This is a genomic window from Klebsiella sp. BIGb0407, assembly GCF_024807845.1.
In the GTDB taxonomy this organism is placed as follows: Bacteria; Pseudomonadota; Gammaproteobacteria; order Enterobacterales; family Enterobacteriaceae; genus JGM124.
Window position 1 is genome coordinate 1 of the sequence record NZ_JANUEQ010000012.1, and the last position, 16,267, is coordinate 16,267.

At 49.0% G+C, this 16,267-nt stretch carries 22 protein-coding genes; 21 read left to right on the top strand and 1 reads right to left on the bottom strand.

Translation table 11 applies throughout. The annotated features are described in order from the left end of the window. The 6 genes from M2387_RS23875 to M2387_RS23900 all read left to right on the top strand — a co-directional run. A partial coding sequence (locus tag M2387_RS23875; RefSeq protein WP_259053103.1) for a hypothetical protein occupies nt 1–326 on the top strand: 326 nt, incomplete at its 5' end. A 178-nt stretch (nt 327–504) separates the two neighbouring features. After that, a complete protein-coding gene (locus M2387_RS23880) occupies nt 505–813 on the top strand; it encodes a hypothetical protein (RefSeq protein ID WP_259053105.1) in 309 nt (102 codons plus the stop codon). Between the two features lie 97 nt (nt 814–910). After that, nucleotides 911–1,255 carry a hypothetical protein gene (locus tag M2387_RS23885; protein WP_259053107.1) on the top strand — a complete coding sequence of 115 codons (345 nt, stop codon included), beginning with the start codon at nt 911–913 and terminating at the stop codon, nt 1,253–1,255. Beyond that, nucleotides 1,252–1,605, top strand: coding sequence for a hypothetical protein (locus tag M2387_RS23890; RefSeq protein ID WP_409040360.1), 354 nt, complete (start codon nt 1,252–1,254; stop codon nt 1,603–1,605). Before M2387_RS23885 ends, M2387_RS23890 begins: the two co-directional genes overlap by 4 nt. Nucleotides 1,606–1,807: 202 nt before the next feature. Further along, nucleotides 1,808–2,209: a hypothetical protein gene (locus tag M2387_RS23895; RefSeq protein ID WP_259053109.1), complete on the top strand. Its 402-nt coding sequence runs from the start codon at nt 1,808–1,810 to the stop codon at nt 2,207–2,209. An 82-nt stretch (nt 2,210–2,291) separates the two neighbouring features. Continuing rightward, entirely contained in the window at nt 2,292–2,522 is a 231-nt protein-coding gene (locus M2387_RS23900; RefSeq protein WP_259053111.1) for a hypothetical protein, read from the top strand. Nucleotides 2,523–3,794: 1,272 nt separating this feature from the next. On the opposite strand, the gene M2387_RS23905 is transcribed toward M2387_RS23900, so the two are convergent. Next, complete coding sequence (locus tag M2387_RS23905) at nt 3,795–4,268, bottom strand: transglycosylase SLT domain-containing protein (RefSeq protein WP_259053113.1); 474 nt, start codon at nt 4,266–4,268, stop codon at nt 3,795–3,797. A 411-nt stretch (nt 4,269–4,679) separates the two neighbouring features. Between M2387_RS23905 and traM the strand changes: the two genes are divergently transcribed. From traM to trbC, 15 genes are all read left to right on the top strand, one after another. Next, nucleotides 4,680–5,069 (top strand): conjugal transfer relaxosome DNA-binding protein TraM, encoded by a 390-nt coding sequence (gene traM / locus M2387_RS23910; protein ID WP_259053114.1) that lies wholly within the window; start codon nt 4,680–4,682, stop codon nt 5,067–5,069. Nucleotides 5,070–5,304: 235 nt separating this feature from the next. Further along, the gene (locus M2387_RS23915; RefSeq protein WP_259053115.1) at nt 5,305–6,006 is read left to right on the top strand and encodes a hypothetical protein; all 702 of its coding nucleotides are present in this window, start codon (nt 5,305–5,307) and stop codon (nt 6,004–6,006) included. A gap of 81 nt (nt 6,007–6,087) precedes the next feature. Then, the gene (locus tag M2387_RS23920) at nt 6,088–6,276 is read left to right on the top strand and encodes a TraY domain-containing protein (protein WP_259053116.1); all 189 of its coding nucleotides are present in this window, start codon (nt 6,088–6,090) and stop codon (nt 6,274–6,276) included. A gap of 75 nt (nt 6,277–6,351) precedes the next feature. Next, the gene (gene traA / locus M2387_RS23925) at nt 6,352–6,720 is read left to right on the top strand and encodes a type IV conjugative transfer system pilin TraA (protein ID WP_259053117.1); all 369 of its coding nucleotides are present in this window, start codon (nt 6,352–6,354) and stop codon (nt 6,718–6,720) included. A gap of 13 nt (nt 6,721–6,733) precedes the next feature. Continuing rightward, nucleotides 6,734–7,039: a type IV conjugative transfer system protein TraL gene (traL, locus tag M2387_RS23930; RefSeq protein ID WP_259053118.1), complete on the top strand. Its 306-nt coding sequence runs from the start codon at nt 6,734–6,736 to the stop codon at nt 7,037–7,039. Between the two features lie 18 nt (nt 7,040–7,057). Continuing rightward, nucleotides 7,058–7,624 (top strand): type IV conjugative transfer system protein TraE, encoded by a 567-nt coding sequence (gene traE, locus M2387_RS23935; protein ID WP_259053119.1) that lies wholly within the window; start codon nt 7,058–7,060, stop codon nt 7,622–7,624. Then, nucleotides 7,611–8,348 (top strand): type-F conjugative transfer system secretin TraK, encoded by a 738-nt coding sequence (gene traK / locus M2387_RS23940; RefSeq protein ID WP_259053120.1) that lies wholly within the window; start codon nt 7,611–7,613, stop codon nt 8,346–8,348. The genes traE and traK overlap by 14 nt, the downstream gene beginning before the upstream one ends. After that, complete coding sequence (gene traB, locus M2387_RS23945; RefSeq protein WP_259053121.1) at nt 8,348–9,766, top strand: F-type conjugal transfer pilus assembly protein TraB; 1,419 nt, start codon at nt 8,348–8,350, stop codon at nt 9,764–9,766. The genes traK and traB overlap by 1 nt, the downstream gene beginning before the upstream one ends. Nucleotides 9,767–9,813: 47 nt before the next feature. Further along, entirely contained in the window at nt 9,814–10,335 is a 522-nt protein-coding gene (gene traV / locus M2387_RS23950; RefSeq protein ID WP_259053122.1) for a type IV conjugative transfer system lipoprotein TraV, read from the top strand. Nucleotides 10,336–10,511: 176 nt separating this feature from the next. Further along, complete coding sequence (locus tag M2387_RS23955) at nt 10,512–10,916, top strand: hypothetical protein (RefSeq protein ID WP_259053123.1); 405 nt, start codon at nt 10,512–10,514, stop codon at nt 10,914–10,916. Nucleotides 10,917–10,985: 69 nt separating this feature from the next. After that, the gene (gene traC, locus M2387_RS23960) at nt 10,986–13,625 is read left to right on the top strand and encodes a type IV secretion system protein TraC (protein WP_259053124.1); all 2,640 of its coding nucleotides are present in this window, start codon (nt 10,986–10,988) and stop codon (nt 13,623–13,625) included. Next, on the top strand, nt 13,625–14,017 hold the full coding sequence (trbI, locus tag M2387_RS23965; protein ID WP_259053125.1) for a type-F conjugative transfer system protein TrbI: 393 nt from the start codon (nt 13,625–13,627) through the stop codon (nt 14,015–14,017). The genes traC and trbI overlap by 1 nt, the downstream gene beginning before the upstream one ends. Beyond that, nucleotides 14,014–14,643 carry a type-F conjugative transfer system protein TraW gene (traW, locus tag M2387_RS23970; RefSeq protein WP_259053126.1) on the top strand — a complete coding sequence of 210 codons (630 nt, stop codon included), beginning with the start codon at nt 14,014–14,016 and terminating at the stop codon, nt 14,641–14,643. The genes trbI and traW overlap by 4 nt, the downstream gene beginning before the upstream one ends. Nucleotides 14,644–14,662: 19 nt before the next feature. Further along, nucleotides 14,663–15,655, top strand: a complete 993-nt coding sequence (gene traU, locus M2387_RS23975) for a conjugal transfer pilus assembly protein TraU (protein WP_259053127.1) — start codon at nt 14,663–14,665, stop codon at nt 15,653–15,655. Then, a complete protein-coding gene (gene trbC, locus M2387_RS23980) occupies nt 15,642–16,265 on the top strand; it encodes a type-F conjugative transfer system pilin assembly protein TrbC (protein WP_259053128.1) in 624 nt (207 codons plus the stop codon). The genes traU and trbC overlap by 14 nt, the downstream gene beginning before the upstream one ends. The last annotated feature ends 2 nt before the right edge of the window (nt 16,266–16,267 follow it).

Sequence of the window (16,267 nt, forward strand, 5' to 3'; positions counted from 1 at the left end):
GGTCAAAAGATAAAAGGCAGAACCCGGTGACACCTTCGGCTTCCCGTCCGTTCCGGCCGGGTCGTCAGCCACACTCCGCCAGACGACGAAAATACTGTCGTCAGTCTCCGCCGAACCCCACGAGTGGGTTTCGGGCTACGCTAGTGCCTGATGTCTACGTCAAGGTCAACCCCCGCAGCTGGCCACAGGCCAGCGCATTCACTGCGGGCGGTAGAGCTGCCCGCGCTGAGGTCGCCCCGTCGTTCCGCCGTGTCGGGTGTGTTCATTCTCATGTCATCTCTGGTGTGCCATCTCGTGTTCCTTCCCGGGCGGAGGGCGTGTCGTAGCACCGCCGGGTTCTCACACAAGGGGTAAATACACGCCGCCAAAAACTTTTTGCATAAGGCGGCAAAAACTTTGTGTCTGCGCCCCTTGTCCTCGCCCTTCCGTCGTTGCTCCTTTGCCCTCTGCCGCCAGGGAACTCAACGAGAGATGGATTAACCACCAGATAAGAGGAAAAGCAGAATGAACACACAGAACGTCAACGTCAAAACCGCCACCCAAGAATCTAACGAAAGATGGGTTAAAGACCTGACTGTCTTAATGGCAGAGAGTGAGAAAGGCTCAGATGTGGAAAACCACGAAGTGTATGAGTTTAACTCCCTGAAAGCACTGAAAGACTTCCGCAAAGCATTCCCTGAAAAAATGAAATCAACATACAGCTACATCATCAGCGCCGGAACGAAGCCGTCTGGAGAGCATATCTGTTTGTTGTCTGCTGCCCACTGTAAACAATTTATCAAACAAGCGGAGGCGGCTGGTTTTGATTTTTAACCTCACTGGCGACAGACGAAAAATGCCGTGAAGCAAAACTGAATATATCCAGAGTGGCAACATGGTGTTGTCACTCCTTAACCAGAAGGAAAAGACGATGTACAGCAACCTGAACCAATCATTAAACGCGCTAGATATGCAAGCCACCGCCGAAGCAGAGCGAGCGTATTGGCTGAGCCGCGAGAAAACAGCCGTGAGAGCACCGACGGAAATTGATGTTCACGCATTTCATGATGCGCTGGGCGTGATGTATCCGATGAACTGGCGCAGCAGTGAAAACGGTGAATGTGAAACCTTCATGCTGGCGGAAATGGTGTGCGGGAATGTGACCGAGATTTATGCGCGGATCGGGATCAGTTATTACCGGATGCGCGATTACAGCAACCTTGACCACGCTGAGATTCTGGCTCGCGTTAAGGAGGTAACAGAGTCCCAGAAATGAAAAAAGCAGACTTTCGTCTGCTCCCTCATGCCAGTTTAGCCCGTCGAAAAGTTGAACTGGCTTTCAATAAACAACATGGAGTTCACGCCATGAATATTGAGTTATCAATCATTGCACCCTCTGCGCTGTATGTAAAGCAGTTATCCGCGCAAGGTGAGCCGCAGAAAAAACAGGTTCGAATTCTGCGCGGTGATATTGCCGCCGCTGATATTGACCCGGAAATGCGCGCATTAGGCAGACATATCGCCCGGTGCCGTCATAAAGGCCAGTCAGTAAGAGTACCTGCGATGTCCTGTAGCGACTGGGGACACGTTCTGCGGGCGTTAGAGCTTAAACGGGCGTTAGCCTGATAAAACAGGCCGTCCCTTCGGGGGCGGCTTTTTTCTTTAAGGTTCTCCGTAGCGGTTCTGTATATCCGGGCTGACACTGAAGCTGGTCTGCCAGTGCGCCGAAAACATCTCGCGTGCCTGGGGCACTGAAAAAAACAGGTCGCGCTGACGCGCAACCTGTCTTCTCTCTCCGCGTGGTCATGATTCATCACTGGAAAGTTGTTTGTCTTCTCTGAATGGTCTGTCAGGTATTCATCATCGATGTTGTGTTAATGCCTGGTTTGCTCTGTTCTCTCTACGGTCAAAAGATAAAAGGCTGAACCCGGTGACCCCTTCGGCTCCCCGTCCGTTCCGGCCGGGTCGTCAGCCACACTCCGCCAGACGACGAAAATACCGTCGTCAGTCTCCGCCGAACCCCACGAGTGGGTTTCGGGCTACGCTAGTGCCTGATGTCTACGTCAAGGTCAACCCCCGCAGCTGGCCGCAGGCCAGCGCATTCACTGCGGGCGGTAGAGCTGCCCGCGCTGAGGACGCCCCGTCGTTCCGCCGTGTCGGGTGTGTTCATTCTCATGCGATTCCTGATGTGCCATCTCGTGTTCCTTCCCCGGCGGAGGGCGTGTCGTAGCACCGCCGGGTTCTCACACAAGGGGTAAATACACGCCGCCAAAGAATCTAACGAAAGATGGGTTAAAAACCTGTCCATTTTAATGGCTGAGATGGAGAAGGGATCTGATGGCGAAAACAACGAAGTGTATGAGTTTAGCTCCCTGATGGCGCTGAAAGATTTCCGCAGAGCATTCCCTGAAAAAATGAAATCAACATACAGCTACATCATCAGCGCCGGAACGAAGCCGTCTGGAGAGCATATCTGTTTGCTGTCTGCTGCCCACTGTAAACAATTTATCAAACAAGCGGAGGCGGCTGGTTTTGATTTTTAACCTCACTGGTGACAGACGAAAAATGCCGTGAAGCAAAACTGAATATATCCAGAGTGGCAATATGGTGTTGTCACTTCTTCGGTGGCCTTTTTTCTTTCTGACTCCCCGCAGCGGTTCTGTATATCGCGGCTGATAAGGTCAACCCCGCAGCTCGCGATATAACTGCCAGTACTAAGAACGTGAAAAAAACAGCGATATTTGTGTGTTTTATGCCTCTCAGATCATTCCATTAACAAAATAAACCATTTTAATTAACTCGCTTCATGGGTTAAGTCATATTTTTTTAATTATTTTTTTGTTTTATTTTTGCCTGGTGTTTTTGTGTCGAGAGTTGTCTTTTTTAAGGAGTGCAATGGCTGTGAAAAGCAGAGCCAGCAAGCTACCTGGCTTCTATTCCGCCTTCAGTGTCTTATGCTTTAAGCTTCTCTGGCAGGCTGCATCACTTTATAAAATGATGAAATAATCACCAGGGTATTAAAATAAACAATCAATTCGATAAGGCGTGAATACTGTCTTCTGAGTCCCATTCTTTTTGTTTCAGTACCATCATGCTTACGATATCAGTTCACCTTTTATCCCGGTTAAAAATATCCGGTACATTAAAAGACTGGAATGCCTATGAATGGTATCTGGCGACGGATTATAGCGTGCATATTATAACGCATCGTGACTCCATTGATTCACTACACCTGCTCTGAATAGTTTGAGTTATTGTGCATAATCTCCTTTTGAGAGGGATTAACAGCAATGTATAAAAGGGATTTAAAACATCTGATTTAAACATCTCGATACCATAATGAAAGTTAATATCACTCGAATCTGAATATGACCGGGTAAACGTGAATTCATCGCTGTTTGAAGGGGCGTGCGGGTATATGACGGAGATATAAATATCTGCTTCCAATGAAAAACAGAAATAACTCTCTCTTGTTTTTACAGAACGTCAGTATGGTAGGTTATGTTGTCTGTAAAAAATAAGCATCCTGATACCCTTGGGATTGATAGATGTGCTGTATCAGAGTTATTTAATCTCAACGGAGACAATTATATTAAACTTTATATTATGTATAGTAAGATATCTCCTATGTGATTCCATACAGGGTTATGATGAATTTTCTTTTGATTTTCTCTTTATGTGCTTTTCATGAAAACAAACACTTTACAATTTGCCAACAAAAAAGATCGGTATAACGTCATGCGGTTTATTATTCAAATATAACGGGTTCCATTTTGTGTCTGGTTCATCTTTAAATTTGAAATTGAAGAAATGTTTTACTTACTGAGATTCTGCTTTTTTTTCTTCTCCTCTTTTATTGCCTTGTATGTGGCTTCTATTTTTTCTGCATACAGAAATCTTCGGTTTGCCTGTTTTTCAGATAAACGAAATCCTGCGTTATAGGCTCCCACTGATTGCCAGCTCACTCCCCATTTGTGAAATGCCTGAGATAATATAAACGCGCCAGTATAAATGTTCATGCATGCATCCTGCGTCAGGTGTTCCTTTGAAATACCGAGGCTCTGTAGCGTAGAGAAATGCTGCGAGTTGATCTGCATTAAACCGACATCAATGCTGTTGTCTGTGTTTTTACCTACGGCAGATTGTTTGAAACGAGATTCATTCCAGGATATAGCCCGCAGTAAATCAGAATCGATTTGGTAGTCTCTGCCCGCTAAATCAAAACAGTCTTGAGCATAAGTAATATTAGAAAATACCGAATATAGAAATATTCCTACGAAAATTCTCATTTTTTCCCCTTGGGATGATTAACGGGAATACTTTAATCCACTCCAGACCCAGGTACAACTAATATGCACTCCTCACCACCAAAATCACCACACCCCACGCAAAATTAAAATTTTGCAGATTTGTATTATTTGACAGTAAGTTATGTGAAATATAATGTGTTTTCAATTTTTGGTAAACCTCGATCAGACTCTAATCCAACTCGCCAGCGAGTCGGGTTAGAGTCGTCGGCGAGTTGGATTAGAGTCAATCTAATAATATTAGTAAGTTAACTAGACTCGCCTCGCGAGGCGAGTCTAGTTTATTTTTAAAATAACTCTAGAGGCGAGTATAGAGTCGACTCGCGTGGGACTCGCGTGATAGGATTTATTAATTAGAGTTTTTAATGTTAACTAAAAAATAAGGTATTCCTTATGGCAAGAATCCAAACGTATGTCAGTAATGATGTGGTTGAGAAAATAGAAGGCATCGTCGTAAAAAGAAGGGCGGAGGGTGCAAATGAAAAGGATGTTTGTTTTTCAAATGTTGTATCGATGCTGCTTGAATTAGGATTGCGAGTCTATGAGGCTCAGCATGAAAGTAAGGATACAGGTTTTGATCAGATGGCTTTTAATATGGCGTTGTTTGAGCGTGTAGTTAAAACACAGTTCACCGTCAACAAAGTTATGGGTATCGGATGTTTAAGCCCACATGTCAATGATATACCGAAATGGGAATGGCAAAATCTGGTGAAAACTATTAAGGAAGATGTCAGAGAGGTGATGGTTAGTACTTTTCCTAATTTGGAAGATGAAGACGGATAATAAGAAAAATCTTCGGGCTTGTAGTCCGGTGTGACTAAAGTTTTTGGGGTGATGACTGCGATTTTTTATTCTATTCTTCGGTAATATTCAGAATAAAGGGCTGGGGTTATATAATGACATTATAAATATAGGGGGTTATAATTTGTTTGTTCGTAAAATATAGAGAAGTATTGGTGCAGAGAGAATTCACCTCTCTCTACACCAACTATCCATAGACACCTTCAAGGAGGCACCTATGTGTGCATTGGATCGTAGTAGCGATATCTGCATGAGTCAATCGTTAAGGACTCTGATTTGTCATGTAGATGCATTATATGGTCACTCACCTGTTGCCGTCTGCGTAAGAAGTCAGCACAACACCCTCCTTTTTTCAAACATCACTTTCCAACAGTTAAATGAGCACTTTAAAACAGCCAGCGATAAGAATACTTTTCTCAGCTCTTATGAGGGTATTGTTTATATACTTCTACAGATGGAGCTTGATTGCATTGCGTTGGGTGAAGGATGTATTATCAATAAAATATTTCCTTATGGAAATGATAATTTTCAGATTAGCATAGAGTGTATTAAAACTGACTCCGATGAGTTCTGTGTCTTTTGGAAATTGAATCGCATCATCAATATCCCTCTGGAAAGCAGAAAGAAACAAGATCTTAGTTCAGATGATGTTGAGTTAATTGACAAGGTTCTTTTAGGAATGAGTGACCTTAATTTACTTCCTTTATCTTTTTATGTGCTTGGATTTGGTCAGTCAGATATATCCAGCTTTCTTGGGGTCAGTGAAAATATTGTTAAAAAAAGAATAGAACGAGCTAAAGTTAAAATATCTAAAGATTATCCTTCTTTTGAAGTATTTATATTGGACTGTTACAAGACAAGAAAGATATATTTCTTTGTGGAAAGTGCTTACGAATATATCATGTTGCAAAAGTGTTAAATTGGTAGGGGCGGTTTAGCCCCTTTTCTACACCTTTTTTTTATGCAAAGATTATTTGGTGTTTTTTTATAAGGGAATTGTATGGAGAAAGTGCGTTCCCGTCCGGGGAATAAAATTACCGTTTCTATTTATTTGGATAAAGAGACTCATGAGAAGTTGATCAGTTCAAAAAATAGAAGCGGGAGAAACAAATCAAAGGAAATTGTGGTGCGTCTTCAGGATCATCTTAAGAAATTTCCTAACTATTATATGACCCCTCAGTACGAGTAAGGAGGTTTTAACCCAAGAGTCGTGCGCTTAAATAATAATTAACTCGCTAACAATATTTTATTAAAGGAAATAAACATGAATACTGTTTTAAGTGTTCCGGGTACTGCTGTGTCTGAAGAAGCTAAACCGTCTTTTATCTCTCGCGTGTTCAGTAAAACAAAAGCGTTAAAAGTGGCTAAAGCGGTATTACCGGTTGCTGCCCTGGCGTCATTCTTTCCTGATGTTGCGATGGCCACCACAACTGCAACGGATTTAATGAAGTCCGGTGACACCACCGTTAAAGGCACCTTTGGTAAAGGCTCCAGTGTCGTTAAATGGGTTGTTCTGGCGGAAGTCGTCGCGGGTTCAATCATGTATATGATGACCAAGAACGTGAAATTCCTTTTCGGTTTCGCGATTGTTTCCACCTTTATCACCATCGGTATGTCCGTGGCGGGATATTGACAGGAAATAGGTGATGACGGGAGACGAATTAAAAAAATACCGTTTCCCGGAAACACTGACTAATCAGTCCCGCTGGTTTGGCTTACACCTCGATGAACTTATCCCGGCTGTTATTTGTATTGCCTGGGGTTTCTGGTCCAGCAAGTTCATATTTGGAATGGCTGCAGCGGTACTGGTTTTCTGGGGTATCAAGAAACTTAAAAAGGGACGAGGGAGCTCATGGATACGAGATCTTATTTACTGGTATCTGCCCACCTCCCTTCTTAAAGGTTTCTTTCACGATGTTCCGGACTCTTGTTTCCGGCAGTGGATTAAATAAAGCAACGGGGAATGACTTATGGAACATGGCGCCAGACTCAGTACAACGCGAATTATTGCGCTGGGATATATCTGTCTGGGAACCGTCCTGGCTCTCAGTCTGACGACGAATATTATTCAGGCAATTAATAACTATCGTCTTCAGACCGAACAAAAAGTGGCTGTCACGCCGATGCTGTATAGCGCCCCCTTTGCTGTATCGCAGAATCAATCCGATGCCTCTTATATTGAACAAATGGGCCTGAGTTTTATTGCACTGCGTCTGAATGTCACCCCTGAAACGGTGGAGGCGCAGCATGAACAATTACTCCGTTATGTATTACCCGCGTCCCAAAATAACCTGAAGGTTCAGCTGGCTGAGGAAGCCAAACGCATAAAAGACAATAACGTCAACGCCAGTTTTTATATGACGTCTGTTCGTGCCTTTCCGGCCGAGGGGCGTGTCGATATTCGCGGTGAGCTGAAAACCTGGATAGGGGATTCCAAACCCTACTCGGAAATTAAACATTATGTCCTGCAATTAAATCGCGTTGACGGAATTAGCTGGCTGGCACGATTTGGAGAAATAAATAATGAAAATAATTAGGCCGTTATTTATTTCAGGCTGTCTCTTTTTTGTTGCCCCAGCTATATCGGCAACAACGGGTACGCTGGCCCCGACCATTGTCCCTTTGGTCAACGGCGGGCAGGCCAATATCGCCATCAGCAACACCGATCCGAATCTCTTCACCGTGCCGGGTGACCGCATCACGGCCATTAACAGTCTGGACGGCGGGCTGACCAATCAGGAGCAGACGGACAGTGGTGGTGCCATTCTGGCTACGGTCAGTAAAAAGCCCTTCACCTTTATTGTGGAAACCGAGCGGGGACTGAATTTTTCTATCCGTGCGGTGCCGCGCGAAGGGGGCGGCCGGACCATTCAGCTGGTCAGTGAACTGGCTGGCACCCCGAGTCCGGCGAAAGCCTGGGAGGAGTCCAGCCCGTATGAAAGCGTCCTGGTTTCCCTGAATAAGGCCGTCCGGCAGAACCGTGTCCCGGATGAGTATCAGCCTGTCCCGGTTACCTCTGAAACCTTGCGCGTCTCTGGTGGTCTGCGCGCCAGCGCGGAGAAGGTCTGGACAGGACACCATTTAAAAGTAGTGCGTTACCGGTTGGACAATCTGTCCGCCTCATCACAGATGATACGCGAGAGTGATTTCTGGCAACCGGGAACCCGCGCCATCATGCTCAGTAACCCGGCAGGCCCCTTGATTGGCGGTGGCAGCATGCAGGTCTGGGTCACCACGTCAGAGACAGGAGGGGCTCGCTGATGGCGAATTTCAACACACTGATTAAACGTAAACAGTACCTCTGGCTGACACTTATCCTGGTGGGCGGCACGGCGGCGGTGGCAGGCGGTATGTACCTGTCTGACCTGGATTTGAGTTCCGATGATGAGGAGACGTCTGTCCAGGGTGAACCCGCGCCGGATATGACGGGCGTGGTCGACAGCCAGTTCAACAGCAAGGTCGAGCAGCATGCCACCACGGAGATGCAGGTGACAGCGGCGGATTTGAACAAGCGGTTTTCCTCCCTGCAGGGCGAGGTCGATTTACTCAGCAAGGCGCGTAACGCTGACCAGATAAATATCGAAAGACTGACCAATGAGAATGCGGCTATGCAGGAGCAGCTGAAGGTGCTGGGCGTGAAACCTGCCGTTACTGGCGGAGAGCCTGCTCCCGCACCGCCATCGCCTGCACCGGGACCGGAAGGGGAGCCGCAGCCTGCCGATTACTCGCCGTATTCAGGCCGAGGCGTGCCTCCACCCACGGCATTTTATCCGGGTAATGGCGCCACGCCGCCACCCCAGGTGAACTACCAGTCGATACCGGTTCCGAACCAAATCCAGCGTAAAACCTTCAGCTATAACAAGGGAACCAAAACCCGGGAACTGCCCTATATCCCGTCAGGCAGTTTCGCCAAAAGTCTGCTGATTGAAGGGGCTGATGCCAATGCGTCTGTCACCGGCAATGAATCCACGTCCCCGATGCAGGTTCGTCTGATTGGCCAGCTGGAAATGCCCAATAACAAGACCTATGACCTGACAGGTTGTTTTGTCGGGCTGGAGGTCTGGGGGGATGTCTCAAGTGAACGAGGGATAGCCCGTACCCGCAATATCAGCTGTATCAAAGGCAATAAAATCATCGACCAGCCCATTAACGGCCATGTCTCCTTTATGGGCAAAAACGGCGTCAAAGGTGAGGTGGTGATGCGAAATGGAAAAATTCTCGGATGGGCCTGGGGTGCTGGTTTTGTGAACGGTATTGGCCAGGGAGTGGAGCGTGCCTCCCAACCATCTGTGGGTCTGGGTGCCACGGCGATGGTCGGTGCCGGTGATGTGCTGAAGATGGGGATTGGTGGCGGTGCATCCGAGGCAGCACAGACGCTCGGGGAGTATTACATCAAACGTGCCGAGCAGTATCACCCCATCATCCCGATTGGGGCAGGGAATGAAGTCACCGTGGTGTTTCAGGATGGCTTCCAGCTTAAAACGATTGAAGAGCTTGATGCCGAGCAGAACGGTCAGGAGCAGGCACAGAATCAGACGCCTTCCCGGACAGACTCGCATGCCCGGCAGTCAGGCGGCGGAATGAACGGATTTGATACCGATGAGATGCTGAAGAAACTCGGTGATTTAGATCCGCGCAATTTCTCTCCAGGCGCAGGCGATAGCAATAACAACGGATAGCGTTTTCCGGGTCACCCCGACATAACCCATAACATACAGGACACACCATGAAGGAATTAATGCTGTTAATTCCTCTGGGCGGCGCTTTGCTCTTAACCGGGTGCGCAGGCACAGAGACAGAATTCGAATGTAATGCCACGACATCGGATACGTGTATGACGATGCAGCAGGCGAATGAGAAAGCCAAATCACTGGAGGAAAGCGCCTCAGTAAAGCTGGTTGCGGCCGGGTTGCCCGTGCTGGCTGAAGGAAACTTCAGAACGGTGTCTGCGGTATCACTCCCGTTGCCGCCTCAATCAACGATTTCAGGTGGAAAGTCACCCGCCGTTCAGCCGCCAGGCCTGCTAAGTGCCCGGACGACTTCCGTCAATACGACGCCGGTCAGCACGACGATATCCCCGTCACCCGTGACGCTGCCCGGAAACTATCCCCGTCCGCTAAGGAAAGGCGATAAGACGGCCGCGTTATGGATAGCACCGTATATCGATGCCGGAGACGTTTATCACCAGCCCTCAACGGTCTTGTTTGTTGTCAGTCCATCGGCCTGGGGTCAGCCCCGTATTAATTAATCTCGGATGTGATTAATCACGCCCTCAACCCTGTCTATCACTGTGTTTAAAACGAGTGCCCTGTGCGTGAAAAGGGATGGGCGGTAGCGTATTTAAGGAGGCGTTAAGATGATAATTAACGTACTGCTACAAAGAAATGGGTTGAGCACATTTTAACAAACGAATAAAGGTGGAGAATGACTACTGCTTATATGGATGGTCAGGATTTGGGATGGCTTTTGTGCCTGTTTTTTATTTTATTTTGTGCAGGTACTGTCATTGCCCTGGCCATGTTTGTTATCCCGCAAAGATATAACCTGTTTTTTTACAGGGGTAATATATTTATTATCAGTACGCTTATCGCTATTACCGGAATTGGCAGTCTCGCCGTTTTTCGTTTACATACCTTCACTCCAGATGAACTGGAAATCGGCAGGCACTGGGGAAATGACTGCATGCTGATGGAGGTCAATATTCCAACGGGCATCTTCTCAGATGCTGTCAATAAACTGGATTGTGCAGGTGTCATTATCAATGTGCCGACACAGACATTTAATCTCTATACCGCGCAGTGGAAAATGTATCAGGACAAAAATAAATAAATCAGGTGCCTGAAAACAATGTAATTCAATCGACGGGTTTTATTTTTCCTCTCTTATTAAGGACGTCCCATGAGTAATAACCTTATGGATTCCGTCACTCAGGCGGTGAATTCGCTGATGTCTGCGTTTAAACTGCCCGACGAATCCGCAAAAGCCAACGACATGCTGGGAAGTATGAATTTCCCCCAGTTCAGCGGGGTGCTTCCTTATAAGGACTATGACTCTGCGACCGGGCTGTTTATTAATACGAAAACCGTGGGGTTCATCTTTGAAGCCCGGCCGCTGCCGGGCGCCAACAAAGACATGGTCGCCTCACTTGAAAATCTGATAAGAACCAAACTGCCCCGCAATGTACCAGTGACCGTCAATCTGATCTCCAGCAAACTGGTCGGGGACGATATTGAGTACGGGCTGCGGGAATTCAGCTGGAGCGGTAAGCAGGCCCAGAAGTTCAATGACATCACACGGGCCTATTATCTGCGGGCGGCAGAGACACAGTTTTCACTGCCGCCGGGGATGGATTTGCCCCTGACCCTGCGTAATTATCGCGTGTTTATCTCCTGTTGTGTGCCGAGAAAGAAAAGCTCAAAGGCGCAAATCATTGAATTAGAGAACCAAATCAAAATTATCCGGGCCTCGCTTCAGGGGGCGTATATCCCGACGCGGCTTATGAACGATCAGGACCTGGTCGATTTGGTGCGCGAGCTGGTCAATCCTGACCCGGAAGAGATGTACCGCAAGCCGTATAAAATGGACCCGTATCAGGATCTGAATTATCAGTGTGTGGAAGACACCTTTGATATGCAGGTGACGGCGAATCACCTGAAAATTGGTCTGCTTAACCGGCAGGGGAAGGAGAAGGTCACCCGGGTAACGAACTACCATCTCGCGCGTGATCCGGAAATCGCGTTTCTCTGGAGCAGCGCAGATAACTACGCCAACCTGCTCAGCCCGGAACTCTCCATCTCCTGCCCGTTTGTTATCACCCTGACGCTGATGGTCGAGGATCAGGTCAGAACCCAGACGGAAGCGAATCTGAAGTATCTGGATCTGGAGAAAAAGAGTAAGACCTCCTACGCGAAGTATTTTCCCTCCGTGGAAAAAGAGGTGCAGGAGTGGGGCGATATTCGCCAGCGGTTAGCCACAAATCAGTCCTCCCTGGTCTCCTATTTTTTCAATATCACGGCCTATACCGCTGACAATGCCGAGGCTGCGCTTGCCACGGAGCAGCAAATCTTAAACAGCTACCGTAAGGGCGGTTTTGAGCTGATCCCTGCCCGCTATCACCACCTGAGAAACTATCTGGCCATGCTGCCGTTTAAGTCCGGTGAGGGGCTGTTCAAAGAGCTTCAGGCCGCCGGGGTCGTCAAGCGCGCTGAAAGCTTTAATGTCGCCAATCTGTTGCCGGTTGTGGCCGATACCCCACTGGCTCCGGCAGGCCTACTGGCCCCCACGTACCGTAACCAGCTGGCCTTTATTGACCTGTTTTATGAAGGCATGAATAACACCAACTTCAATGTGGCTGTATGCGGTACTTCCGGTGCAGGAAAAACAGGGGCGATACAGCCACTGATCCGCAGTGTGCTGGATTCGGGTGGATTTGCCTGGATCTTCGACATGGGGGACGGGTATAAGTCGCTCTGCGAGAACATGGGCGGGGTGTACCTGAACGGGGACTCGCTGAAATTCAACCCGTTCGCCAATATCCTCGATGACGCTAATTTTGACCTGTCTGCCGAGCGTATCCGTGACCAGATGTCCGTGATGGCCAGCCCGAACGGCAACCTGGATGAGGTGCATGAAGGCCTGCTGTTGCAGGCGGTGCAGTCGGCCTGGCTGAGTAAGCGTAACAAGGCGCGTATTGATGACGTGGTCGATTTTCTTAAAACTGCGAAAGGCAGCGAGGAATACGCCGAGTCACCGACTATCCGCAGCCGCCTGGATGAGATGATTATCCTGCTTGACCAGTACACGGCAGACGGGATTTACGGCCAGTACTTTAATTCTGATGAGCCTTCCCTGCACGATGATGCCCGGATGGTGGTGCTGGAGCTGGGCGGGCTGGAGTCGCGTCCTTCCCTGCTGGTTGCCGTGATGTTCTCCCTCATCATCTATATCGAAAACCGGATGTACCAGTCCCCCCGCAGCCTGAAAAAACTGAACGTCATTGATGAGGGCTGGCGGCTGCTGGACTTCAAAAATGAGAAGGTCGGCACCTTTATTGAGAAGGGATACCGCACCGCACGTCGACATCTCGGAGCGTACATCACCATCACCCAGAACATCGTTGATTTTGATTCTCCTACCGCATCCAGTGCCGCACGGGCCGCATGGGGGAACTCCTCTTACAAAATTATCCTCAAGCAGTCTGCGAAGGAGTTTGCCAAATATAACCAGCTGTACCCGGATCAGTTTACTCCGATGCAGCGGGACATGATTAACAGTTTTGGCGCTGCGAAAGACCAGTGGTTCTCCTCCTTTATGCTCCAGGTGGAGGCACACACCTCCTGGCACCGCCTGTTTGTCGATCCGCTGAGTCGTGCCATGTACTCCTCAAGCGGGGCCGATTTTGAGTACATCAAAGGCCGGAAAGAGCAGGGTATTGATATTCACGACGCGGTGTATGAGCTGGCCTGCCGGAATTTTACTGAAGAGATGCAAGAATTGGAAACCCGCATAACCCGCGATAACGTAAGGAGTCCTGCCTGATGGAAAAGCATACCTCACAACAGACCCCATCAAGGTCTTTCACACTTCGCCAGAGTCTGATTATTACGGGCCTTGTTGTTACTGTTCTGGCTGCCAGTGCAGGCATCACGCGATTGATGCTGGCACAGCATTCTCCCCAGGTGGTGGCCTTTGATATGAAAAAGACGCTGGACAGTTTTATGGAGAGCGTCAGCCAGAAAGCCTTGTCGGAAGCCCAGTCCAAAGCGTTGTCTGAGCGGTTTAACACCGCGCTCGAGCAAAGCCTGACGGACTATCAGCAACAGCATCATGTGCTGATCCTAGTCTCTCCCGCCGTGGTGCAGGGTGCGCCCGATGTGACCCTGAAAATCCAGACAGAGATAGCCCGCCGGATGAAAGGGGAGCCGAATTGAGGGGGTTGCGGCGTTATATCCTCATCGGCTGTCTGATATCCCCGGTTGTCTCTGCCGCTGACTTTGGTACCTGGGGCGATTTATGGCCGATACAGGAGCGTGACATGCTGGAGCTCATCACCCGGCGTCTTCAGGGGCTGGAGAAATCCGGGCAGATGGGTCAGCTGATGAGCGAGTTTAAAGAGCGGGTGACGGAGAACAGCCAGCGCCCTCCACCGGTGGAAGGGATTCGGCGGGCGGAGAAGTACGAACAGCGCTGGTTCGATCCGAGTATCCAGCTTGCCGAGGACATCAGGGACAACGAAGGCCGGGTTTTTGCCCGAAAGGGCCAGATACTCAATCCCCTGAAAACAGTGCCCTTTATGCAGACGCTGTATTTTATTGACGGGGATGATCCTGAACAGGTGGCCTGGATGAAACGTCAGGTGCCTGAAACGCTGATGAGCAAAATTATCCTCATCAAAGGCAGTGTGCCGGATACCTCAGCGGCGCTGGACAGCCGGATTTATTTTGACCAGAACGGCGTGCTCTCTGAGCGGTTTGGTCTGACGACGGTACCGGCACGCATTACCCCCGCGCCCTCCGGTGAACGACTGAATATCGAAATCTTTCCGCCCCGCCTTTAGCGTCAGGGAGATATAACCCATGAAAGCTGCGTTTTTGTTCTTTACCTGCATCGTGCTGTCGACCTTCAGTAGCCGTGCGGCCGCCGATCCTGCCTGTGAGGGGCGATTTGTAAACCCCATCACCGACGTGTGCTGGCGCTGCATCTTCCCGCTGTCGCTCGGCAGTGTGCAGGTCGGTAAAGGTGACCTGCCTGATACCGCCAACCCTGGCAGCCCGCTGCAGTTCTGTCCGGCACCGCCCCCGCTGTTTATTCGCCCGGGTCTGGCTATCGGGTACTGGGAGCCAATGGCCATGACGGACGTCACTCGCTCTCCGGGATGCATGGTCAATCTGGGGGGATTTAATGTCAACCTCGGCAAGACCGGAATGGGGACGGCAAAAAAGGATTCTAAAGATGTGAACGGGGCCTTCTACCATGTTCACTGGTACAAATATCCCCTGACGTACTGGCTGAATATCATCACCTCAGTGGGGTGTTTAGAGGGCGGGGATATGGATATCGCTTATCTGTCAGAAATCGACCCGACCTGGACGGACAGCAGTCTGACCACGCTGCTCAATCCAGAAGCCGTCCTGTTTGCCAATCCCATTGCACAGGGTGCCTGTGCCGCCGATGCGATAGCCAGTGCCGTGCATATGCCGCTGGATGTCCTGTTCTGGTGTGCCGGTTCACAAGGCTCGATGTACCCCTTTAACGGCTGGGTCAGCAATGAATCCAGTCCACTGCAGTCATCGCTTCTGGTGAGTGAACGGATGGCATTCAAGCTCCATCGTCAGGGCATGATTATGGAAAGTATCGGGAGAGACAAAGCGGTCTGCTACGAATACCCGTCCCCGATTATACCGAAAGAGCGCTGGCGCTATCAGATGGTCAATATGCACCCGGACAGCAGTCAGTGCCACCCGATGGGCCGCAGCGTGATGGCCTGGGAAACAGGGCGTAACCCGCCGAATACGCGCAAGAATTACGGCTATCTGATGTGGAGGAAAAGAAACTGTGTATTCCTTTAGAAAAACAATCCCCTTAACGATCTCGCTTGTCCTGTTTTCTCTGTCCGTCAACGCTCAGTCCCGAACATTGCAGGAAGAGCAGCAGTGGTTAAAACAACAGGAGAATTTCAGTGAGTCGCTCAGGCAGCAGGATTTCTCAGGCATGGAGCGGGATTTATTATCCCAAATAAAAAACAATCCCTTATCCGCTACCGATAACGATTTTATTGCCGAGATTAAAGAGAAAAACAGGCGGAAAGAGCGCGAGGGAAATCAAGACCGGCTGCTCTACTTTGTGTCCTTCTCGATACCCGAAGACACCTTATCGAACATGCTGAACGATGCCCGTCGACACCAGGCTGAACCGGTGATGAGGGGGTTAATTAATGATGATATGAAGTTTACCGCCGCCGCCATTCTTAACCTGGTGAATAAAGGCAGCACGGACGGTGTGCAAATCGATCCCACTCTGTTTACAGACTACAGCATCAAAGCCGTTCCTGCCCTGGTGGTGACCTGTGAGAGAGGGTTCGATGTGATTTACGGGAACTTAAAAATCCGTCAGGCACTGGAGAAAATAGAGAAGGAGGGCGATTGTCGTGAAGAAGCTAAAAAAATCATCCGTCATTAGCG